A 22,140-nucleotide genomic window follows, 5' to 3' on the forward strand; every position below is an offset into this window, starting at 1 on the left:
TAGCGCAGGCCGCCGTCACAGCCCCGTGGACCACCATGCCCACGGGGCTTTTTGCATTCACACTTACGGCCTGTACCCTGTCCCGTCTTGAAGGATTATTCCTGCCATGCTGCTGCGTATTCCCGCCCTGCTGTCCGCCGAAGATGTGCGCCAATGCCGCCAAGCGCTTGAACAAGCCGATTGGCAGGATGGCCGCACCACCGCCGGCTTCCTGGCCGCCCAAGTCAAAAACAATCTGCAGCTGCCGCTGGACAGTGCCACGGGCAAGACCCTGGGCAGTCTGATCCTGGACCGCCTGGGCCACCATCCGCTGTATCTGTCCGCCGCCCTGCCCAGCAAGGTGCTGCCGCCGCGCTTCAACCGCTATGAAGGCGGCGGCACCTACGGCAACCACATCGACAATGCCCTGTTCACCATCCCCGGCACGGCCATCAAGGTGCGCACCGATGTGTCAACCACCGTGTTCTTCAGCGAGCCGGAGGAATATGAAGGCGGCGAGCTGGTCGTGGAAGACACCTTCGGCCAGCAGACCGTCAAGCTCGCTGCAGGTGACGCCATCGTCTACCCCGGCACCAGTCTGCACCGCGTGAACCCGGTCACGCGCGGCACACGCTATGCCTCGTTCTTCTGGACCCAGAGCCTGATCAAGTCGGCCGAACAGCGCCGCCTGCTGTTCGATCTGGACCAGACCATCCAGCAGCTCAGCAGCGAACTGCCTGCGCACCCCCGACTGTCCACGCTGTCCGGCACCTACCACAACCTGCTGCGCATGTGGTCCGAAGCATGACAGACATGCCTTCCGCAGCGCCCGTGCTCAACGCGCTGGGCCAGGCAGTGCAGCCGGCGCTGTCGCGCATCCCCTCCGATATCGGTGCGCTGGCCGACTATGCGCGCCAGGCACGCCACCATATCGAAGCCCATGCCTGGGCACACATCGAAAGCGGCTGCGACCAGGCCCAGGCCCTGGCACACAACCGCCAGGCACTGGATCGCATCCGCCTGCTGCCCGAGCCTTTGCCGGACCTGTCCCAGGCCCATACCCACCTGCAGCTGCTGGGCCAGGCTTTCGACTGGCCGGTGCTGCTGGCTCCGGTGGCCTACCACCGCCTGGCCCACCCGGAAGGCGAAATTGCCAGCGTGCGCGCAGCCATGGCCATGCGCACCGGCATGGTGGTCAGCACCCTGTCGAGCTACACGCTGGAAGAAATCGCCCAGGCGGCCAACGCCGCTTCCCAGGAACTGGGCCGCACGGCCCCGCTGTGGTTCCAGCTCTACAGCCAGCCCGACCGCCAGCACACGCTGTCCCTGGTACGCCGCGCAGAAGCAGCCGGCTACCAGGCCCTGGTGTGGACGGTGGACGCCAACATCAAACGCTCGGGCTACCCCTTGCCCCCCGGCGTGGAAGCCGTCAATCTGCGCGGCATGCCACAGCCACAGCAGACCGGCGACCTGATGGACGATCACATCCTGTTTGGCACACCGCTGGCCACCGGCGCACCCCGCTGGAGCGATCTGGAATGGCTGCGCACACACACCCATCTGCCGCTGATCGTCAAAGGCATTCTGTCGCCACGCGCAGCACGCCAGGCGGCGGCACTGGGAGCCGATGCCATCGTGGTGTCCAACCACGGTGGACGCGTATTGGATGCGGCGGTCTCCCCGATCGATGTGCTGGCCGATGTACGCCAGGCCGTCGGCCCGCAATTGCCGCTGCTGCTGGACAGCGGCATCCGCCAGGGCACCGACGTGCTCAAGGCCCTGGCACTGGGCGCCAATGCCGTGCTGATCGGCCGGCCGCAACTGCACAGCCTGGCGGTGGCCGGTACGCTGGGTACGGCGCACATGCTGTACCTGCTGCGCTCCGAACTGGAGCTGGCCATGGCCCAGACCGGGTGCGCCCAGCTGCGGCAGATCGGCGCCGACCTGTTGTGGCAGCCGCGTTGAACCGTACCAGGGTGCAGGCGTAGGCCTGGCCCGTCAGTACACGTCCCGCCGATAGCGGCCGCTGGCGGCCAGGGCCTGCAGCTGTTCGCTGCCCAGCAGCTCACGCAGCATATCGTCCACCCCCTTGGCCATGCCTTGCAGGCTGCCGCACACATAGATGGCGGCACCACGCTCCACCCAGTGGCGCAGGCGGTCGGCCTGCTGGGCCAGCAGTTGCTGCACATAGCCAGGCTGCGCGACATCGCGCGACCAGGCACGGTCCAGCCGCGCCAGTTGCCCCTGCGCCACCCATTGCTGCAGCTGTGCATCCAGCAGTTTGTCGTGTTCGGGGCTGCGCTCGCCAAACAGCAGCCAGTGGTCAAACTGCTGCTGCTGCACCCGCGCCTTGATATGGCTGTACAGCCCCGCCAGACCGGTGCCGTTGCCAATCAACACCACCGGGCGGTCCATATTGCCTTCCAGCCGGAAGCCGCTGTGCGCGCGGATGCGCAACGCCAGCGTGGCGCCAAGCGCCATCTCCTCGCACAGCCAGCGGGATGCCACGCCCAGCTCGCCATCGTCCCGCACGCTCTGGCGCACCAGCAGCTGCAGGCAACCATCGGCTGGCACCGACGCAATGGTGTAGTCGCGCGGCGCATCCGGTTCGCCCGGGGGGCAGAGCGACACCAGATCCCCCGACTCCCACTGCGGCAGCTGGCCGTTCTCGGGCGCCCATTCCAGCAGGTACACCGCCCCGCCCTGGCTGCCCGGGTTCAAATGCGTGCGGCTGCGCAGCACCCAATGCTGGCTGCTGTCTGCCGACTGCCAACCGGCCGCCGCCTGGCCCGTGACAGCGTGCAGCAGCGCACCCACGCCGTCCTGCCAGTCCGCCAGCGCACGGGCCTGGGCCGGCGCATGGCCGCTGTCCATGCACACCACCTGGGTCTGGGCACCCTGGCCCTGCAGCCAGGCCTGCACCCGCAGGCCAAAGGCACAGAACTGCTCATATTCACGGTCACCCAGCGCCAGAATGCGGGCATCGTGACCCTGCAGTGCCGCAGATTGGGGCAGCAACTGCTGCACAAAAGGCAGTGCCTGGTCGGGCGCATCGCCCTCGCCCGTGGTGGACAACAGCCACAGACTGTGGCGGCAGGATTGCAGCTGCGCCAGCGTCAGCTCCTGCACGGGCACCAACTGCACCGGGCAGCCGCCAGCGTGCAGGGTGCGTGCGGTATCGTGGGCCAGGGCCTCGGCCTGACCGGTCTGGCTGGCGTAGACCACCAGCATGGCCGCACCATCAGCGCCGCCCCCTTGCTGCAGGCTGCGGCGCTCACGCTGCAGCGCATGGCGCTGTTGTCGCAGCCGCCAGGCCACGCCCGAGCACAGGCCCGCATAGCCCAGCACCAGCGCCAGCGCACCACCCAGACGCGCCGGGGTCACAATCCAATCCATCATGCTGATCTCAAAACCATAGCTGTGTGTACACCTGCCGCAGAGAACCCCATCCATTAGCCACCGGGTATGGCATTCCACAGTGCGCTGGCGACACTTATTGTCCAAGGCCTCCAGCGGAGGCAAAACGCGCATCCCATGCCGGCGTGCTGCGCCGCTGCCCCTGGGGATGCGCCGCATCGGGGTGGGTGTGGAACACGGCAGCCACATGCTGTGCCAGCGCAAAATCCCAGCCCGCCTGCGGCCCCAGCACGGTGAGCACCGTGGCCAGGGCATCGGCGTGCATGCAGGCCGCGTGAAAGACGGTGATGCTGGTCAGGGCGTGCGCCACCGGCTGGCCGGTACGCGGGTCTATAGTGTGCGAGTAACGCCGCCCGCCCTGGGTGAACACATGCCAGTGGTCTCCGGAGGTGGCCAGGGCACCGCCTTGCAAGGGCACGGCTTCCGGGGTGGCACTACCCTGCGCTTCGGGCGGCAGACCGGCCACGGCCACGCGCCATGGCTGCCCATCGGGGCGCTGGCCCCAGCCCAGGATCTCGCCCCCAATCTCCAGCAGCCCATGCTGCCAGCCGGCGGCTTGCAGGCGCTGAGCCACCCAGTCCACGGCAAAGCCCTTGGCAATGCCGCTCAAATCCAGTTGCAGGCCACCCGGCTGCAGCAGGCGCCGCTGCGCAGGTTCCCATTGCAACCGCTGGTAGCCACAGTGGCGCAGGGCCTGGGCGACCTCGGCCTCCGAAGGCAGCTGCCCGCTGTGCGCTTGCTGCGGCTGCGCTCGCGGGCCATAGCCCCACAGCGCCACCAGAGCGCCCACCGTCGGGTCCCAGGCGCCATCACATACCTGTGCCCAGTGCAGGGCCGCATCGATGACCTGGGCCAGCTCCGCTGGCAGCTCGTGCCAGCTGCCGGGTGCGGCCGCATTGAAGCGCGACAGCCGGGAATCCGCCTCCCAGTTGCTCATCTGCGCAATGACTTCGTCCAGGGTGGACTGGACCAGGGCGTATACGGGCGCCAACGGTGCATAGTCGGGGTTGACCAGCCGAAGCGACCAGGTGGTGCCCATGGTGGCACCGCCCAGGGTCTGCAGGCTGCGGTCCTGCTGCAGCTGCATGCGCTGCGCTCCGGCGGCCTGCCAGCCAGCAGTGGCAAACGACGCAGGCACCGCTGTGGCAGCAGGCACAGCAGCCACCGCCGGTGCCGGGCGCTGCCAGATGCCGCTGCCGAAATGCACGCGCGGCACCTGGCGAACGCCGGGCTTCACAGGATCCGGCAGAGCGCGTGCGGGGGACTTCATGCGGGCTGCACAAGACAAGGGCCATCTGCCCACTGTCACGTGAGCAGATGGCAACCCGCCATCAGGGCATCACTTCCAGCGTGGCCACATAGGCCAGACGGCGTTCCTTGGCCTGGGGCACCGAAGTCTTGTTGTCCTTGACGTCGGCATCCAGCCAGTACATGCCAGCCACGGGGAACTTCACCTTGAACTGGCCCTTGGCGTCGGTCACCAGCTTGATCTCGTTCACTGCATCGCGGTAGCGCTTGCCTTCGAGCACCAGCACCACCTCCACGTTGGCAGCAGGCTTGCCGTCCACATGGAAGGCGAATGTGGCTTCCTCACCCACCACCAGATCGTTGGGGTGGGTCACCGGGGCCAGCTCCAGGCCCTTGCCGCTCAGGCGCAGTGCCGAAGGCTTGCCCATGGTCACAAAGGTTTCGATGCGGCTGGCGCTTTCGGCCACCATCACCTCCTTGGCGTCGGCAGGGATCTGCTTGACGATGTCTTCCACCGATCCACGCAGGCGCTTCATCTGGCCTGCGGCGTCCTTGTACGAACCCATGGCACCCTGGTTGACGATGCTCAGCTGGTAGGTACCGGCTTTTTCCGGCTTGAGGTCGAACACGCTGCGCAGCTCACCCTTGGCCACGTTCTGGGGCTGCACGGTGCTGCCGTCGGGCGCAGTGATGGTCAGTTTGTCCACGGCCAGGGGGCGGTGGTTGAAGAAGAAGATGTCGTTGGAGACGGCCGCATCCACCGTCACCCAGTCGGCCTTGGACAGCACGGTGCTCGACGGCTTGAGCCACAGATTGTGCGCCTGGGCGCCCACGGCAGCGCAGGCCAACGACAGCGCAAGGGCAAGGCGGGAAGCAGAAAACATGGTGACTCCTTGGAATAGATGGTCGAAACAGAGAAAGCGGGAAACCCGGGAAGCAAGGCTGGGTAGCAGCGCGGAAAGACAGCGGATCAGGCCGATCAGGGCTTGAGTTCGAGCGTAATGTCGCCCAGCTCGCTCTTGCCCTTGACGTTCAGGTTGGTGGCCTGCTTGACGGGCCATTCGAACGGAATGGTCACCAGTTCACGGCCGCCCACTTCGCGGGCCGCTTCCACCTGCAGCTTGTACTGACCGGGAGCCAGCTTGGGCAGCGGGTTGCGGCCTTCGGTAAACGACAGCGCGTGCTTGCCGGCGGGCTTGGTGGGCTGGGTCACGCCGTCGATGGGCATGGTCAGTTCACGGCCGGTGCGGCGCCACCACTGGCGCATGTCCTTGAGCCACTTGATGCCTTCGGCATCGCGCATCTTGGTGTCGTACCACACGGACAGCGTGGCGGCCACCGAGTTGTCGGCGCGCTCCACCCACACGGCCACATAGGGGCGGTGGTATTCGGCCACGTCCAGGCGCGGCACTTCCACGCCCACATTCATGCTGCCGGCAATGGCGGGCAGGCCAGCCACGGCGCTCAGCACGGCCGTGAATCGCAAGATTTTTGTTGTCATGGAATGTCCCTCTCAAGTGATTCGGTCAATGTTCAGTGCACCAGCAGCATGGCCAGCAAGGCGGGAATCAGCAGTCCCAGCCCCACCATGGGCCAGGTCATGGGCCGGCGGCCCGCATGCATCTGCAAGATAAACAGGCCGGTGATGCAGAACACCAAGCAGGCCACGGCAAACACATCAATGAACCAGCTCCACGCGGTGCCGGTGTGGCGGCCCTTGTGCAGGTCATTGAAATAAGAGATCCAGCCCCGGTCGGTGTGCTCGTACTCGGCCTCGCCGTCCTGCAGGCCGATGCGCAGCCAGGCATCGCCGCCCGGCTGGGGCAGTGGCACATACGCCTCGTCCTCGCTCCACTCCACAGCGCGCTGGCGGGTCTCTGCCCCCAGCACCTCGCGCACCCAGGTCTGCACGGTGACCGGCAGGCTGGCGCCTTCCTGCGGCTGGGCTTTCTGTGCCTCGGCCGCCTGCTGCAGCACCGGCAGCAGAGAGTCAGGCAACCGGTCCTGGCGGGAGACCACGCGGGGCTTGGCCTCGATCTGGCCGGCATGGTTGAGGGTGAAGCCCGTCACGGCAAACAGCAGCATGCCCACCAGACAGATGGCGGAGCTGACCCAGTGCCATTCATGCAGGGTTTTCAACCAGTAGGCACGTTGGGAAGAAGGGGAGGCTTGCATACACAAAAAGATGGCGTGCGCACGGACCCTGCCCTGCGCCACGAAGCCCTCGATTCTAGGGCCAACAAATAAAAATAGCTCTCATTTACCTAAGATTTACGCAGACCCCGGCATCCCCCGCCATAGCCCCGCCCCTGGGACGTACAGGGCCATTCCAGCCCCTTACCTATATAGAAGAGAGGAGCACCGCACCCACTGGGGGCGGCACCTCCCCCCGCTTTTCCACTTTCAGGAACCTCTGCAACGACTATGAACAAGATAGACATTGCAAATGCGATAGATTCCTATTTATAATCATTCCCATCTTTTAACAGCCAGCCACATCTGCTTGAGACCATGATTGTTTGTGTTTGCCGCCGGGTTTCTGACCGCGAAATCGCACGCCACGCACATGCGGGCATGTCTTTCGACGAGATTCAGTTCGAACTCGGCGTGGCCACCCAGTGCGGACGCTGCGAAAGCTGTGCCCGTGACGTGGTGGACAAATGCTGCTCCAGCGGCACGCATGCTGCGATTCACAATGAATCTGCCAAGCCGGTTCAGCTTGCCACCTCTATTTTGGAGAGCAAAGCATGGCCTTCCTCGCAACCGTCACTGGCAGTCTGATCCTGGTCCTGGGGTGCTCCCTGTGGATTTTCCGGCGCTAGCCCATCTCCTCGGGTTGCGCCATGTTGACCTGAATGGGTCCGCAATCCGCTAGTCTTCGAGGGGTCGTGAACCAGACCCTGTGCAAGTGCCGGCCTCGTGGCCGGCTTTTTGATCCCTATGTCTTCATCTGAACGTTTCGCGCCGACCGGCAATATGCACCGCAATGCGGTCATCACCGGCTCGGTGCTAGCACTGCACGTGGCCGGCATCTGGGCGCTGCAACATGCACTGACCCACTCTCCCGAGCCGCTGATCGTGCCCGCCGAGGTGATTGCCGAGTTCATTGCGCCGCCCGCCCCCGAGCCACAGCCTCCGGCCCCTCCACCACCGGCTCCCCCGACACCCCAACCGCCCAAGCCCACACCCAAGCCGGCACCGGTCCCCAAACCGGTGCAAAAGCAGCCGCTGCCCAAGGCCATCGCGGACCCCACACCCTCCCCCAACGCGCCCACCGGCACGCTGGACAGCGAGCCCAGCAAACCCGTGCCGGCCGCACCGGCTGCCCCCCCGGCTCCGCCCGCACCACCGGCACCGCCCGCGCCGCCAGCCATCCAGCTGCCGTCCAGCAACGCCGCTTACCTGAACAATCCCCGTCCGTCCTATCCGGCGATCAGCCGCCGCATGAACGAACAGGGCAAGGTGGTGCTGCGCGTCTTCATTGACGAGCAAGGCCAGCCCCAGCAGCTCGAAATCAACAAGTCCAGCGGCTTCGAACGCCTGGACAAGGCGGCCCTGGAAGCCGTCAAGCGATGGAAATTCGTGCCCGGCAAGCGCAACGGCGTCCCCGAAGGCATGTGGAACATCGTCCCCATCAATTTCGTTCTCGAATAAACATTCATCTCAGGAGTTTTCATGGAATCCCAATTCGGCATTGCCCACGTCTGGGCACAAGGTGACTTCGTCATGCGCAGCGTGGCCATCCTGCTGCTGATCATGTCGATCGCCTCCTGGGCGGTCATCATCATCAAGACCCTGGCCTTGGTGAAGTACAAGAAGCAAGCCCGCCAGGCCAAGGACTTCTGGCACAGCGAAGACTTCAGCGCCGGTCTGAGCAAGCTGGACACCGACCCCTCCAACCCCTTCCGCTACATGGCCCTGGAAGGCCGTGAAGCCCAGTCCCACCACCGCAAGACCAGCGCCCACCTGCACGACGCGCTGGACATCAGCGACTGGATGACCCGCTCGCTGCGCTACTGCGTGGATGAGTTCACCGCCCGCCTGCAAGCCGGCCTGGCCATCCTGGCGTCAGTGGGCTCCACCGCCCCCTTCGTGGGTCTGTTCGGCACCGTCTGGGGCATCTACCACGCCCTGGTGGCCATCGGCACCTCGGGCCAGGCTTCCATCGACAAGGTGGCCGGCCCCATCGGCGAAGCACTGATCATGACCGCCTTCGGTCTGGCTGTGGCCATCCCCGCCGTGCTGGGCTATAACGCCCTGGTGCGCGGCAACAAGAACGTGCTCAACGGCCTGAACACCTTCGCCCACGACCTGCACGCCTACTTCGTGACCGGCGCCCGCGTGGACAGCGGCCAAGGCCACCACAACGTCTCTCCCATCAAGAAAGGCGCGTAAGCCATGGCTTTCGGCACCCAAGACGACAGCGATGAAGTCATGAACGAAATCAACATGACGCCCCTGGTGGACGTCATGCTGGTGCTGCTCATCGTCTTCATCATCACCATCCCGGTGATGAAGCACTCGATCAACGTCGACCTGCCCCGCGCCAGTAACGAGCCCGAGAAGGTCAAACCGCAGAACGTGAGCCTGTCCATCACTGCCGATGGCAAGTACCACTGGAACAAGGAAGCCATCTCCGACGAGGAACTGGTAACCCGCCTGCAGGCCGAAGCCGCCAAGGATCCGCAGCCCGACCTGCACATCCACGGCGACAAGGAAGTGCGCTACGAGCGCGTGGCACAGGCCATGGCTGCCGCACAAACTGCGGGCGTGCGCAAGATCGGTTTTGTGACCGACCCTGTCACAAAATAAGCCCACCTGCCCCTGGGCCTGCGCAGGCCACCAAAAAACACCCCGCATGGCGCGCAGCCTGCGGGGTGTTTTTACGTGTCCGCCACAGCGTGGCTCACCGGCGCCCTGCGCCGCTGCACGCTTTCAGTTGGCGCGAATGATCTGGGCCACGGGCGCGTGGCCGTGGTTCAGCGGCCCATGGCCATGGCCGGTACGCACGGCCGCACCGGCGCGGATCGCCTCCAGGATGTAGCTGCGCGCGTGCGCCACGGCATCGGCCAGCGGCAGGCCCAGGGCCAGATGGGCCGCGATGGCCGACGACAGCGTGCAGCCCGTGCCATGGCCGTTGTGCGTGGCAATGCGGGGCGACTCCAGCGTGCGGCGCAGACCGTCCTGCGCAGCCAGCAGGTCCACCACCCAGTCACCGGGCAAATGTCCGCCCTTGACCACCACGGCCGGCGCGCCCAGCGCCAGCAAGTCGCTGGCAGCAGCCTCCAGCGCGTCGATGCCATCGATGGGGCGGCCGATCAGCAGGCTGGCCTCGTCCAGATTGGGTGTCACCACCGTGGCCAGCGGGAACAGCTCCCGCACCAGCACGTCCTTGGTATCTTCGGCAATCAGGCGGTCGCCGCTGGTGGCCACCATCACCGGGTCCAGCACCACCTGTTGCAGGCCGTGGCGGCGCAGGGCGTCAGCCACCGTGCGCACCACTTCCGGCGTGGCCAGCATGCCGATCTTGACGGCATCCACACCGATGTCTTCCACCACGGCGTCGATCTGGCCGCGCAGAATATCCACCGGAATGCTGTGGATGCCGGTCACGCCCAGCGTGTTCTGCACGGTAATGGCCGTGATGGCCGTCATGCCATAGCAGCCCAGGGCACTGAAAGTCTTGAGGTCGGCCTGGATGCCGGCGCCACCGCCGCTGTCGGAGCCGGCAATGGACAGCACACGCACATAACGCGAAGTTGGGTGCGGCGCAGAAGATGTCTGAGGGGTCATAGGGCAAAAATTATGACCCAAGCCAAGGCTTGTGCCGACAAGGCCATCCCAGGTATGCGGCTTGTGCTGTAATTCCTGCTCACGGACGAAACAGGGGTGTCCATCGGCCCGCCGCACAGCGGCACGGGCCGCATGCGACTGAGAACAGACCCTGGGGCCGCCTGGATGCCGACCCGGCACACAGACGACCCCGACACCCGATCCAGGTCATGCTGGCGTGGGGAGTTTCACAGCCGGTGGCCGCCCTCTGCAGGCTATGCCACCCCGTTTGGTCCCTGGATTGCCTTCTAACCGCCTTGGACGAAACGACACCGCCATGCTTGCTCTGACTGCACCTTCCCATATCGCCATTTTGGGCGCCGGCCTGATGGGCCGCCTGCTGGCCCTGGAGCTGGCGCGCGAAGGGCACCGCGTGGAAGTGTTCGAGGCCAAGGGCCCCGAAGCCGACGGCGCCGCCGCTCGCGTGGCCGCCGCCATGCTGGCCCCGCTGGCCGAATCGGCCATCACCGAGCCCGGCGTGGTGCACATGGGCCAATACGCCCTCACCCGTTGGCCCGAGCTGATTGCCCAGCTCGACGCTCCGGTCTACTTCCAGCAGAACGGCACCCTCGTGGTCTGGCACCGCCAGGATGCACCCGATGCCAGCCGCCTATGCGGTCTGTTCGAGAAGAACCGCCGCATCAATCCCACGCTGCCGGCGCTGGAAAGCGTCAGCCACGCCCAGATGGCCACCGTGGAGCCGGCACTGCAGGGCCGCTTCCAGCAGGGCGTGTACCTGCCCGGCGAGGGCCAGCTGGACAACCGCCAGCTGCTGGCCGCACTGGAAACCACCCTGGCCCGCCTGGGCGTGCAATTCCACTGGCACACCGCCCGTGAAACCACGGACTTTGCCCCGGGCAGTGCCGGCCAGCCCGATCTGGTGCTGGACTGCCGCGGCCTGGGCGCCCGCACAGAGTGGAGCGCGCTGCGCGGCATCCGCGGCGAGGTCGTGCGCGTCCACGCCCCCGAAGTCACGCTACAGCGCCCCACGCGCCTGGTGCACCCGCGCTACCCACTGTACATCGCCCCCAAGCAGGACCATGTGTTTGTGATCGGAGCCACCGAGATCGAGTCCGACGACATGGGACCGGCCAGTGTGCGCTCCACCATGGAACTGCTCAGCGCCCTCTATACCGTGCACTCCGGCTTTGCCGAGGCACGCATTCTGGAGATCGCCACCCAGTGCCGCCCCACCCTGCCCGACAACCTGCCCGCACTGCGCTGGCTGGATGATCGCGTGCTGCAGGTCAACGGCCTGTACCGCCACGGTTTCATGATCTCCCCGGCCATGCTGGACATCACATTGCAGGTTTTGCGCAGCGGAGCCACCGACTTGGCCCGACAATTCGATGTGGCCGTGCACCTGCCGCACACCGCTGCCCAGACCACTGCCCAGGCGGCCTGATCCAGCCCTTACAGCGATATCGCCGCCTCCTCCACGGGTTAACCCGTAGTAGATTTTTGCCTTTTTGCCCCGACCTGAGAGCCCATGCACATCACCATCAACCAGCAATCCGTGGAACTGCCTGCCAACGCCACCGTGGCCGATGCCGTGGCCCAGTGGCAGGCCAAGCCGCCCTTTGCCGTGGCGGTGAACACCGGCTTTGTGCCCCGTGGCCGCTATGCGGCCCATGCGCTGGCCGAAGGCGACCAGGTCGAAATCATTGCCCCCGTGACCGGCGGCTGACCGCAGACTCGGGCCCCATTCAGCGTCCAATGGACCGCTCCCTCGCCCAGCAGGCGCCGGAGCCCTACGCCAACACAGAAGTATTTCATGTCGACCGACACCACCGCATCCTCCGCTGACAGCCTGACGCTGTACGGCCAGACCTTCCACAGCCGCCTGCTGCTGGGCACCTCGCGCTACCCTTCACCCGCCGTGCTGGAAGCGGCGGTCGCCCGTGCGAAACCGGCCATGGTGACCGCCTCGCTGCGCCGCCAGGGCAGCAGCGCCGCCGAAGTGGCCGAAACCGGCGCCAGCTTCTGGGAGCTGCTGCGCAAGCTGAACGTGCCCGTGCTGCCCAATACCGCTGGCTGCATGACCATCCAGGAAGCCGTCACCACCGCCCAGATGGCGCGCGAGGTGTTCGACACCCCCTGGATCAAGCTGGAGCTGATCGGCGACGACTACACCCTGCAGCCCGACACCCTGAACCTGGTGGAGGCCGCCTCCATCCTGATCAAGGACGGCTTCCAGGTGCTGCCCTACTGCACCGAAGATCTGGTGCTGTGCCAGCGCCTGGTCGATGTGGGCTGCCAGGCCGTCATGCCCTGGGCCGCGCCCATCGGCACCGGCCGCGGTCCCGCCAACCCCTATGCCATGCAGACACTGCGCGAGCGCCTGAACGTGCCGCTGATCGTCGACGCCGGCCTGGGCCGCCCCTCCCACGCCTGCACCGTCATGGAATGGGGCTTTGACGGCGTGCTGCTGAACACAGCCGTGGCCCTGTCGGAAGACCCCGTGCGCATGGCAGGTGCCTTTGCCGACGCCGTGCAGGCCGGCCGCGACGGTTACCTGGCTGGCGCCATGGCCGAGCAGCGTGCCGCCCAGCCCAGCACCCCGGTGCTGGGCACTCCGTTCTGGCACCACGCCTGACCCTCGCTGGAAGACCACACCATGCACACTGCAGAGATCCAGGCCCTGGCGGACGCCATCGTCCACCACCACAGTGCCACCTTTGGCGCGCGCCTGCACCACGATGCCAACTCCGTAGAACTGGTGCCCCAGCCCACGCCGCCGGCACTGCGTACGGAGCCTACCTATCTGGCGGCCCTGCAGGCCTGCAGCCGCCTGGGCTTCATCGCGGTCGATGCCGAATGCCTGGCCCAGGCCTGGCAGCGCCAGGCCGAGCGGACCAACCACTTCGACGTCACCCACTGGCCGGACGATCCCCGGGACTTCGGCCTGGCCGGTGCCGATCCCGCCCAAGCCTTCCCTGCCTGCCCGCGCCAGCTGGGCCTATACGGCGTGCTGCCCACGGCCGAATGGGTGGGCCGCATGGCCCGCGCCGGGGTGCCCACGGTGCAACTGCGTTTCAAAAGCGACAACGCCGCTGCGATCCGTGCCGAAGTGCGTGCAGCGGTTGCAGCTGTCCAGGGCACCAACGCCCGCCTGTTCATCAACGACCACTGGCGCGAAGCCATCGACGCCGGCGCCTACGGCATCCACGTCGGCCAGGAAGACCTGGACGCGCTGGCCGGCGAGCACCTGGCCGCCATCCACGCCAGCGGCCTGCGCCTGGGCGTCAGCACCCACGGCTACGCCGAAATGGTGCGCGCCCATGCCGTGCAGCCCAGCTACATCGCCCTGGGCGCCGTGTTCCCCACCACGCTCAAGAAAATGGCCACCGCCCCCCAGGGCGTGGCCCGTCTGCAGGCCTATGTGCGGCTGATGCAGGCCTACCCGCTGGTGGCCATCGGCGGCATTGCCGCGGAACAGTTCGGCGACATCGCAGCTACCGGTGTCGGCTCCATTGCCGTGGTGCGCGCACTGGTGAATGCGCCCGATCCGCAAGCAGCCGCGCGGGATCTGATGGCAAGGCTGCCGCAGCCCGCCCAGTCCTGACCGCCAGCCGGTCTGCGAACCTGCAGCGGTGCCCCCCCGAGCGCCATCGCCACAAGAGGACTTCGGTTGAAGTCCTCTTTTTTTTGCCTGGATTGTGGCGTGCAACCCACTGTACGCCCGTGTCGCCCCGCACCCCGGAGCGGGACCGTGACCGGAAGCGGCATGCACACGGCCACCGCCTTGCTGCTGCGCCGGGATCGGCCAGACGCCGGATATACCGCGGCTTGCCAAAGTCTGCAATCAATTTTGGAAGCAGGCTTTCCCCCCATACAGGGCTTTCCAAGGAATCTCATCCTCGCTTATAAACTCTTCGCAGCCACTGCGGATGAAGACCCGCTTAATGCACAGTGGCGGCCCGCGACTTTCCACTCAACCGGTGATTGGAAGCATGGCCGGGACCCGAAACGTTTGGACTCCCGGCGTGCCTCCAGGGACCTTGCGCATCCAGATGACAAGCCTCCGCTCCCACACGCTTTTGCGTCGCATCGTGCTCGGCAACCTGGTGGTGGCCGCCCTGCTGTGCTTTGCCACCTGGTTCAGCATGCATGCCAATTACCGTGCCGACATGGACCTGGGCATTGCCGTCACCCGGCACCAGGCGCGCAGTCTGAGCCTGGAGCTGGCAGCCGAGGTGCGGCTGGTGGACAACGCCCTGTCCTCCATTGCCAACCGCTATCGCACGCGCAGCTTCGAAGGCCTGCCCACGGCCAACCTGGCCCTGTACGAGATGCAGCAGGAGCAGCGCGCCCTCATCCCTTTTGTCACGGCCTTGCGCACCACCGACAGCAAGGGTGAGGTCCTGATCACCCCCAGCGAGATCGACGAACCTTTTTCGGTGGGCGACCGCGACTATTTCGCCCAGGCTCGAACAACCGACCAGATGGTGGTGTCCGAGCCCCTGGTCAGCCACTCCTTTGGCAAATGGTCCATCGTGCTGGCGCGGCGCCTGCTGTCCGAGGACGGCAGCTTCCAGGGCATTGTGTATGCCATAGTCGCGTCCGAGCACTTTCACGATCTGTTCCAGCGCCAGTCGTTTGGTTCCAGCAGCGCCATGGCCTTGCGCACCGACCAGGCGCTGCTGGTCGCGCGCTATCCAGGGGCCAGCCAGGATGCCGAAACCGGTATCGGCAAGGCCACGGTCTCGCCCGAATACCACCGCGCCATCGCCCGCGACCGCGAGGAAGGCTGGTATATCACGCCCACCCTGCTGGATGGCGTGGAGCGCATCACCGCCTACCAGCGCTTGCAAGGCTACCCTCTGACGGTGTTCACGGGGCTGGGCACGGAAGCCTATATGGCCATGTGGCGCGCCTCCGCCTGGCGTGCCTGGGCGCTCACCGGCCTGTGCATTCTGCTGATCGCTTTGGGTTCGGTCGCCCTGTACCGCCTGCAGCAGCGTGAACACCGCATCCGCAAAGAACAGGAGCTGGTCATCAACAACGACCTGATCGGCATGGCCCGCCTGCGCGAACGCCGCATCGTGTGGACCAACCCCGCCCTGCGCCGCCTGCTCAAACAGCCCGCCTCGGCGCTGCATGGCGCGTCCACACGCATGTTCTATCCGGACGATGCGAGCTACCGGCTCATCGGCGAGAAAGCCTACGCCTCCTTGCTGGCCCGCGGCAAGTTTCACAAGCAGTTCCAGCTGCAGGCATCCGACGGCAAGCGCTTCTGGGTGGACGCTTCCGGCACCCTGCTGAATGCGGACGAGTCGCTGTGGATCTTTGTGGACATCGACGCCCTCAAGCAAGGCGAGCAGGCCGCCACCCACCTGGCCAACCACGATGCACTCACCGGTCTGGCCAATCGCCGGGCGCTGGAAGACACCCTGACCCAGGAGCTGACGTCCGGCCAGATGGTGGCGGTGTGCTTCATGGACCTGGATGGCTTCAAGCAGGTCAACGACACCCAGGGCCACGACGCCGGCGATGAAGTGTTGCGGGTGGTCTCCGCCCGGCTCACGGCCCAGGCCCGCGCGGGCGACTGCGTGGCCCGCCTGGGCGGTGATGAATTCGTGGTGCTGCTCGCCAACCTGCACACCCCCGGGGAGGCGCTTTCGGTGATGCAACGCTGCATGGATGCAGTGCGCCAGCCCATTGCCCTGCACGAGGGCATCATGGCCCAGGTCGGCATCAGCATCGGCATTTCCGTCAGCACCGCAGGCAGTTCCACGGCCACGCTGCTGCAAAGTGCCGACGAAGCCATGTACGCCGCCAAGCATGCCGGCAAGGGCCGCATCGTCCAGCATGCGGACCTGCAGCAGGGCGCCGTCAGCTGACGCCCAGGCCTGCAGCGACTGGAAGAAGCTATAGCCACGCCCTTCGCCCGCCGAAGCTGTGGGCAAAGGACCTTGGCCGCCGCCCGCCCTCTCCGGACCCGGCGGCCCTGGGGGGCTTCAGTGCCCTAGGCCTAGATGCCCAGGAATTGAAATGGCGCCGATGGCTTGAATTGCGACGTGGCATTGCCCGAGAATGTATGGTCCTGATCCGGGCCCAGATCCAGCTTCAACACCTTGCCGCTTTGTGGGCTGAAGTCCAGTTGCTTCAGATCCACCCAGAAGGTATTGGGCGTCAGTGCAGACTCAAAGAAATACAGCTTGCGCTGGTGATCGAACACGGTACGCCAGCGGGTGGAAGAAATATTGGGTTGCCCCGGGGTGCTGATGCCGTAGGGCACCGACGCATTGCGGATCACGCTGAACACGCTGGCCAGGTTCTTGTTCGGAGTCTGGTCCTTGGGAATGGCATTCACATAAAACGATGCACGTGCAAAACGGTCGGCAGCCCGGTTGGTGCCCGGCAGCATGACCGTGCCGCCAATCTGCTGCCAATAGGTGTTCAGCGCCAGTTGCTCTTCAAAAATCGGCGAGTTGGTCATCACCTGGTATGTGCGGCTGTGGTGAATGACCTGCTTGCCCCCGATGTACTCCACGATGGCACTGTCACCACTGGCGTCGGACATGGACAGATGCAGCGTGGTCAGCCGGTTCTCACCCGGCACATTGTCTGTCACGATGGTGAAGGGCTCTTTCTGCAGTGCCGTCACCGCTTCCTGCACCGTCGCAAAATTGTCCAGCACATACTGCGCCCATGCGGCAATCGTCAGCCCGGGCTTGCCACGGCCATCGAATGCGGGGTATTCCGATTCCACCAGCCACAGCAGATTGGCATTGAGACCGGCCTCGTTCACGCCGTCGGTGGTCGAAACATCGTAGCCCGAGGTGATGACGCTGCCGTACTTGGACGTCCAGCGCACAGTGTTGGGCCCTGTTTTGCCATTGCGCTCCATGCCCCGCGGCAGCACCCAGAGGTTGCTGACAATGTCGTTCTTCCAGTCCATGGAGCGGGCGGTCACCACCTGGCCATTGGCCCCGTGAAACACCAGTCGGGTGCAAGCCCAGGCACTGGACGCGGCAGCAATCCCCGCCATACCGAGCAACAACGCAGCACATTGCGGACGAATGCGTGGCAAGTTCATGTTCATCAAGGCCTCCTGAAGCGCAAACGAAAAGCACAGACGAAAAGCACAAAGCGAAACCGGAACGCAGCGCGCAGGTACAAGCCTTCGCACCCCAGGACAAGGCCTCCTGCTGTGCCCTGCCCGCGGTGCATGGTAGGGCCACAACCGGGTTCATCGCAAACGATTCCCAGCCCTACACTATGCCAAAACGCCACCCTGCCGGCCCAAGGCCAGCTTGCCAACAGCCCCCGCGGCCCGGTCAGACCAGGGGCTCGGCCAGTCCCTCGGTGGCGATCATGCGCTGCACGGCCGGCCGCGCCAGCATCCGCTGCAGATAGGCACCGAGCAGCGGCCATGTCCGCGCCGGCTTCGCAAAGCCCCGGGTCCAGCGGCACAGCATGAACGCATAGGGGTCCAGCACCGTGTACTGCGCCCCCAGCAGCCAAGGGCCTTCGCTCTGTTGCAACTGCGCTTCCAGCTGTTCGAGCAGGCTGGCGATCTTCGATTCCGCATGGGCCTGCACCTGCCTGGCACCCGATTCGTTGCCCGCATCCACCCAGCGCTCGGGATAGAAATAGACAATCAACGCGGTCTGCAAGGTGTTGCTCAGCCACATCAGCCACTTGTAGAACGCGGCACGCTCGGGCGTAGCCAGCAGAGGTGCCATGCCGCTTTCAGGGTGGGTATCGGCCAGGTGCAGGCAGATGGCGGCGGTTTCGTACAGCACCATGCTGCCTTCCACATACACCGGGATCAGACCATTGGGATTCAGGCGCAGATACTCCGCCGATTTGTGGGCATTCACCTCGCGCTCCACCTTCACCAGTTCGAACGCCTTCCCGATTTCCTCCAGAACGATGTGAGGTGCCATGCTGGCGTTGCCGGGGTAATAGAACAGTTGCTTGGTGGTTGCCATGGTGAAAGTCGGTGGTGTGTGCCGGGGGAACGAGGAAGACGCGGCCGCTTGCACAGCACAGCGGGCGGGGTGGGCACGATGGTATGCGGGAAACCGGTCCAGGCCGTTGCAGCGCAAGGCGCTCCCGGGGCATGGCTGGATACCGGGCAGGCCCCCGCCCGCCGGCCTCAAGCCCCCGGCACCACCGGCAGGACCAGGCCAAACGTGGTCGTTCCACCTTCCGACTGCGCAAACACGGTTCCACCATGCATCTTGGCAATCGCCTTCACGATGGCCAGGCCCAGACCGTGGTTGCGGTCTGCGTTGTAACGTGCGGAATCCGCCCGGTAGAAGCGGTCGAACAGATGGCGCAGGTGCTGGGGGGCGATGTCCGCACCGGTGTTGGTCACGGAGATGACGGCTTCCGTGTGCCCGTGCTGCGCCTGGGTGCCGATCTGGATCACGATGCGCGAGCCGCTGTCTGCATACCGCGTGGCATTGCTCAGCAGGTTCGACAGCGCCCTGCGCATCAGTGGCGCATCGAACTGCAGCTGCGCATCGCCGCGCACTTCCACCGTCAGGTCCGCCTCCAAGGCCACCGCTTCATAGAACTCCACCACATCGGCGGCCACCGCGGCCAGGCTGAACACCTTGGCCTCCCGGGTGCCCGCCCCCCGGTCTGCCCGGGAGAGAAACAGCATGTCCCCCACCATCGCGGCAATGCGGCGCAGGTCCTCCAGGTTGGACTCCAGCACCTCGCGCATCTCCTCCACCGTGCGGGGCTTGCGCAACACCACCTCGGTGCTGGAAATCAGCGTGGACAGCGGCGTGTTGAGCTCGTGGGCCACGTCGGCATTGAAGGATTCCAGCTGCCGGTACGCGTCTGCCAGCCGGTCCAGCAAGGCATTGAACTGCGTCACGATGGGCAGCAACTCCTGCGGCAGCCCGCTGCCGTCCAGGCGGCGGCCGAAGTCCTTGGCCGACAGCTCGTCGATCTGCGAGACCAGCGACTGGATGGGACGCAGACTGCGGCGCACCAGCAAGCCGCCGAACAGGGACAGCAGCAGCGAGCCCGCAATCATGGAAATGAACAGCGCCCAGGCCAGCGCCCGCAGCAGGGCATCATCGGGACGCCGGTCCATCACCAGCGTGGCAGTCGCTGCCTGCGCATGGTCTGTGGTGCGGGACTGGATGGTGACGGCGAACGTCCGCTGCAGCGTATGCTCCGCCCCCAGGCCAGGAACGCGGCTGTCGAACAGCGTGGCGCCCTGGCTATCCACAATGCGGATGGCATAGTCGGCATGGCCGGCCAGAAAATCGGTCAGCACATGGGCCAGCGATTTATCCCGGTGTTCGACGTCGTCGTCACCCAGTACATGGACCAGCGCCTGCTGCTTCTGGTCCAGCATTTCCTCCTGCCGCGCCGACAGTGTGGTGTCAAACACCAGATACACGGCAATGCTGACCGCCCCCAGCCCCAGCATCGACAGCAAGGCCATCCAGCGTGAAAGCTGCCTGCCGAGGTGCTGCACTCCAGCGGTCTGCTTCATGGCTGGGCTCGGCTCTCCAGCACATAGCCCATGCCCCGCACCGTATGGATGAGCGGCGTCTCGAAGGGCTGGTCCACCTTCATGCGCAGGCGCCGCACCGCCACTTCGACCACATTGGTTTCGCTGTCGAAGTTCATGTCCCAGACCTGCGAGGCCAGCTCCGTGCGGGACAGCACCTCACCCTGGCGGCGCAACAACAGCGCCAGAAGGTTGAACTCCTTGGCCGTCAGGTCCAGCCGCACCCCGGCCCGGACCGCCTTGCGCCGAATCAGGTCGACCTCCAGATCGCCCTCCTTCAGCGCCGTGGGCTCAGGCGCCAGCTGGTAGGCATGCGCCCTGCGCAGCAATACCTGGATCCGCGCCACCAGCTCGGAGAAGGCGAACGGCTTGATCATGTAGTCATCGGCACCGCTTTGCAGGCCGCGCACGCGGTCTTCGACATCCGCACGGGCCGTGAGCATCAGCACCGGCGTCGGCTTGGACTGCCGCAGCGCCGCCAGCACGGCAAAGCCATCAATGCCCGGCAGCATGCCATCCAGAACGATGAGGTCGTAGTCCAGCTCCATCGCCAGATGCAGCCCGTCAATGCCGTTCACTGCGACGTCCACGGTATAGCCCTCTTCGGCCAGACCTTTGCGCAGGTACTCGCCCAGCTTGGCTTCGTCTTCAATCAACAGCAGTCTCATCTAACCCATTTTCCCGGATTTGCACGCCTCCGATTGATTACAAATTTGTCATCTGGCCGACGGCTTGGTGTTCGCTGGCGATTTCTACAGTCTGCGCCATCGCACATGGAAACCCGCAGCCGTACCGGCCGCAGGAAGGCCCGTGTGCGCGACCATTTTCTGGAGAAGCACACATGGCAACCCTGGCCCATGCTCCCGGCGGGGCACGTACGCAACGCAAGATTTCCCTGGCATGGATCGCATTGGCGCTTGCCAGCGGGGCATCCGCCACGACAAGCGCGACAGACCCGCCCCCGGCCCTGGTGACGCCAGCCCCCAAGCACACGGCGCAAACCGGCACATCCATGACCCTGGCGGATGCCTGGAACAGGGCGCTGGCAGCCAACCCCGGTCTGAAAGCGGCCCGTTTCGGTGCCGCCGCCACCGAAGGCGCTCTGCTGCAAAGCCAGGCCCGCCCCAATCCCGAACTGGCGTTCAGCCAGGAAGACACCCGCTCCGAGACCCGCTCCAGCACGGTCCAGATCAACCAGGTCATCGAGCTGGGGGGCAAACGTGCAGCGCGCATGCGCCTGGCGGAAAGCGAGAAGGCTGCAGCCCATTCCGCCGTGGCCGAAACGCAGGCCCTGCTCCGCTACCAGGTGGTCAATGGTTTCAACGAACTGCTGCTCGCCCAGCAACGCGTGCAGTTCGCGTCGAAGACACACGATCTCGCTGCACAGGCCAGCGACGCAGCCCGCAAGCGCGTCCAGGCCGGCAAAGTGCCTCCGCTCGAAGCCAGCCGCGCCCAGGTGGCACAGGCCAATGCCGCCCTGGAACTGCAGCAGGCCAGGTCGTCGGTAGTGGTCGCGCAGCAGAATCTGGCCGCACTCTGGGGCGGCCGGACGGCGGACATCGGTATGGCCATCGGTGACTTCTCAGCCACTGCGGAAGCCCCAACAGCCGACCAGCTGGATACGCTGCTGAACACCGCCCCCGCCATAGTGCAGGCGCGCCACGCCCTGGAGCAGAGCCAGGCCGCCTCCGCCATCGAACGCGCCAGGCGCCTGCAGGACCCGACCGTGAGCCTGGGCGTCAAGCGGGCCAACGAGGTCGGCCGCAACCAGGTGGTGCTGGGCATCAGCATCCCGCTGCCGCTGTTCGACAGCAATGCAGGCAACCAGCTCCAGGCCCTGCGCAAGGTGGACCAGGCCGAACAGAAATTGCAGGAACAGCGCCTGCAGTTACAGGCCCAGGTGTTCACAGCACGCCAGCAACTGATCAGCAGCAACCAGCAACTGTCCTTGCTCCAGAGCCAGGTGCTGCCCACCGCACAGTCTGCCTACGACATCGCCGTACGTGGCTTTTCTCTGGGCAAGTTCAGCTTCCTGGATGTACTGGAAGCCCAGCGCACGCTGTTCGAAAGCCAGCGCCAACTGCTGGACCAGTGGATGGCATCACACAAAGCCCGCGCAGAAATAGACCGCCTCCTGGGCACGGAATCCCTGGCCGACACACACACTGGAATCTGAA

Annotated in this window: 22 protein-coding genes; 12 read left to right on the forward strand and 10 right to left on the reverse strand. The window is 65.6% G+C overall.

Going from position 1 to position 22,140, the window contains the following annotated elements; all coding sequences use genetic code 11:
- The first annotated feature begins 106 nt into the window (after nucleotides 1-106).
- Together KW830_RS06510 and KW830_RS06515 are read left to right on the forward strand one after the other, a co-directional pair.
- Entirely contained in the window at nucleotides 107-787 is a 681-nt protein-coding gene (locus KW830_RS06510) for a Fe2+-dependent dioxygenase (RefSeq protein WP_218332539.1), read from the forward strand.
- A 5-nt stretch (nucleotides 788-792) separates the two neighbouring features.
- Nucleotides 793-1,944 (forward strand): alpha-hydroxy acid oxidase, encoded by a 1,152-nt coding sequence (locus tag KW830_RS06515; protein WP_218332540.1) that lies wholly within the window; start codon nucleotides 793-795, stop codon nucleotides 1,942-1,944.
- 33 nt (nucleotides 1,945-1,977) lie between these two features.
- Here the strand turns inward: KW830_RS06515 and KW830_RS06520 are convergent, their stop codons facing one another.
- The 5 genes from KW830_RS06520 to KW830_RS06540 all read right to left on the reverse strand — a co-directional run bounded on the left by KW830_RS06520 (nucleotide 1,978) and on the right by KW830_RS06540 (nucleotide 6,819).
- Nucleotides 1,978-3,378, reverse strand: a complete 1,401-nt coding sequence (locus tag KW830_RS06520) for a sulfite reductase subunit alpha (protein WP_255578118.1) — start codon at nucleotides 3,376-3,378, stop codon at nucleotides 1,978-1,980.
- Between the two features lie 94 nt (nucleotides 3,379-3,472).
- Entirely contained in the window at nucleotides 3,473-4,666 is a 1,194-nt protein-coding gene (locus tag KW830_RS06525) for an FAD:protein FMN transferase (RefSeq protein ID WP_255578119.1), read from the reverse strand.
- Between the two features lie 61 nt (nucleotides 4,667-4,727).
- Nucleotides 4,728-5,528, reverse strand: a complete 801-nt coding sequence (locus KW830_RS06530; protein WP_218332541.1) for a DUF4198 domain-containing protein — start codon at nucleotides 5,526-5,528, stop codon at nucleotides 4,728-4,730.
- Between the two features lie 95 nt (nucleotides 5,529-5,623).
- Nucleotides 5,624-6,145: a DUF2271 domain-containing protein gene (locus KW830_RS06535; protein ID WP_218332542.1), complete on the reverse strand. Its 522-nt coding sequence runs from the start codon at nucleotides 6,143-6,145 to the stop codon at nucleotides 5,624-5,626.
- Nucleotides 6,146-6,177: 32 nt separating this feature from the next.
- Nucleotides 6,178-6,819 carry a PepSY-associated TM helix domain-containing protein gene (locus KW830_RS06540; RefSeq protein ID WP_218332543.1) on the reverse strand — a complete coding sequence of 214 codons (642 nt, stop codon included), beginning with the start codon at nucleotides 6,817-6,819 and terminating at the stop codon, nucleotides 6,178-6,180.
- Nucleotides 6,820-7,155: 336 nt separating this feature from the next.
- Between KW830_RS06540 and KW830_RS06545 the strand changes: the two genes are divergently transcribed.
- The 4 genes from KW830_RS06545 to KW830_RS06560 all read left to right on the forward strand — a co-directional run bounded on the left by KW830_RS06545 (nucleotide 7,156) and on the right by KW830_RS06560 (nucleotide 9,456).
- Nucleotides 7,156-7,425 carry a bacterioferritin-associated ferredoxin gene (locus KW830_RS06545; RefSeq protein WP_083520358.1) on the forward strand — a complete coding sequence of 90 codons (270 nt, stop codon included), beginning with the start codon at nucleotides 7,156-7,158 and terminating at the stop codon, nucleotides 7,423-7,425.
- A 159-nt stretch (nucleotides 7,426-7,584) separates the two neighbouring features.
- The gene (locus KW830_RS06550) at nucleotides 7,585-8,298 is read left to right on the forward strand and encodes an energy transducer TonB (protein WP_218332544.1); all 714 of its coding nucleotides are present in this window, start codon (nucleotides 7,585-7,587) and stop codon (nucleotides 8,296-8,298) included.
- A 21-nt stretch (nucleotides 8,299-8,319) separates the two neighbouring features.
- Entirely contained in the window at nucleotides 8,320-9,039 is a 720-nt protein-coding gene (locus tag KW830_RS06555; protein WP_218332545.1) for a MotA/TolQ/ExbB proton channel family protein, read from the forward strand.
- A 3-nt stretch (nucleotides 9,040-9,042) separates the two neighbouring features.
- On the forward strand, nucleotides 9,043-9,456 hold the full coding sequence (locus KW830_RS06560; protein ID WP_066534792.1) for a biopolymer transporter ExbD: 414 nt from the start codon (nucleotides 9,043-9,045) through the stop codon (nucleotides 9,454-9,456).
- 123 nt (nucleotides 9,457-9,579) lie between these two features.
- On the opposite strand, the gene thiD is transcribed toward KW830_RS06560, so the two are convergent.
- Complete coding sequence (gene thiD / locus KW830_RS06565; protein ID WP_218332546.1) at nucleotides 9,580-10,437, reverse strand: bifunctional hydroxymethylpyrimidine kinase/phosphomethylpyrimidine kinase; 858 nt, start codon at nucleotides 10,435-10,437, stop codon at nucleotides 9,580-9,582.
- Nucleotides 10,438-10,753: 316 nt separating this feature from the next.
- On the opposite strand from thiD, the gene thiO reads away from it, so the two are divergent.
- The 5 genes from thiO (at nucleotide 10,754) to KW830_RS06590 (ending at nucleotide 16,319) form a co-directional block, all read left to right on the forward strand.
- On the forward strand, nucleotides 10,754-11,881 hold the full coding sequence (gene thiO / locus KW830_RS06570) for a glycine oxidase ThiO (RefSeq protein ID WP_218332547.1): 1,128 nt from the start codon (nucleotides 10,754-10,756) through the stop codon (nucleotides 11,879-11,881).
- An 84-nt stretch (nucleotides 11,882-11,965) separates the two neighbouring features.
- Nucleotides 11,966-12,163 (forward strand): sulfur carrier protein ThiS, encoded by a 198-nt coding sequence (gene thiS, locus KW830_RS06575; RefSeq protein WP_066534798.1) that lies wholly within the window; start codon nucleotides 11,966-11,968, stop codon nucleotides 12,161-12,163.
- An 87-nt stretch (nucleotides 12,164-12,250) separates the two neighbouring features.
- Complete coding sequence (locus tag KW830_RS06580; protein ID WP_066534803.1) at nucleotides 12,251-13,072, forward strand: thiazole synthase; 822 nt, start codon at nucleotides 12,251-12,253, stop codon at nucleotides 13,070-13,072.
- A gap of 21 nt (nucleotides 13,073-13,093) precedes the next feature.
- The gene (gene thiE, locus KW830_RS06585) at nucleotides 13,094-14,041 is read left to right on the forward strand and encodes a thiamine phosphate synthase (protein WP_218332548.1); all 948 of its coding nucleotides are present in this window, start codon (nucleotides 13,094-13,096) and stop codon (nucleotides 14,039-14,041) included.
- Nucleotides 14,042-14,489: 448 nt separating this feature from the next.
- The gene (locus KW830_RS06590) at nucleotides 14,490-16,319 is read left to right on the forward strand and encodes a diguanylate cyclase domain-containing protein (RefSeq protein WP_218332549.1); all 1,830 of its coding nucleotides are present in this window, start codon (nucleotides 14,490-14,492) and stop codon (nucleotides 16,317-16,319) included.
- 131 nt (nucleotides 16,320-16,450) lie between these two features.
- On the opposite strand, the gene KW830_RS06595 is transcribed toward KW830_RS06590, so the two are convergent.
- The 4 genes from KW830_RS06595 to KW830_RS06610 form a co-directional block, all read right to left on the reverse strand.
- Entirely contained in the window at nucleotides 16,451-17,524 is a 1,074-nt protein-coding gene (locus KW830_RS06595; protein WP_218332550.1) for a linear amide C-N hydrolase, read from the reverse strand.
- A 235-nt stretch (nucleotides 17,525-17,759) separates the two neighbouring features.
- On the reverse strand, nucleotides 17,760-18,416 hold the full coding sequence (locus KW830_RS06600) for a glutathione S-transferase family protein (protein ID WP_218332551.1): 657 nt from the start codon (nucleotides 18,414-18,416) through the stop codon (nucleotides 17,760-17,762).
- A gap of 167 nt (nucleotides 18,417-18,583) precedes the next feature.
- Nucleotides 18,584-19,945 carry a heavy metal sensor histidine kinase gene (locus KW830_RS06605; RefSeq protein ID WP_218332552.1) on the reverse strand — a complete coding sequence of 454 codons (1,362 nt, stop codon included), beginning with the start codon at nucleotides 19,943-19,945 and terminating at the stop codon, nucleotides 18,584-18,586.
- The gene (locus tag KW830_RS06610) at nucleotides 19,942-20,631 is read right to left on the reverse strand and encodes a heavy metal response regulator transcription factor (RefSeq protein WP_066534828.1); all 690 of its coding nucleotides are present in this window, start codon (nucleotides 20,629-20,631) and stop codon (nucleotides 19,942-19,944) included. Before KW830_RS06610 ends, KW830_RS06605 begins: the two co-directional genes overlap by 4 nt.
- Nucleotides 20,632-20,804: 173 nt before the next feature.
- Here KW830_RS06610 and KW830_RS06615 point away from each other — a divergent pair, with 173 nt between their 5' ends.
- Nucleotides 20,805-22,139: a TolC family protein gene (locus tag KW830_RS06615; protein ID WP_218332553.1), complete on the forward strand. Its 1,335-nt coding sequence runs from the start codon at nucleotides 20,805-20,807 to the stop codon at nucleotides 22,137-22,139.
- The last annotated feature ends 1 nt before the right edge of the window (nucleotide 22,140 follow it).

The sequence above is a fragment of the Comamonas sp. CMM03 genome (assembly GCF_019218715.1).
Taxonomy (GTDB): Bacteria; Pseudomonadota; Gammaproteobacteria; order Burkholderiales; family Burkholderiaceae_C; genus Comamonas; species Comamonas terrigena.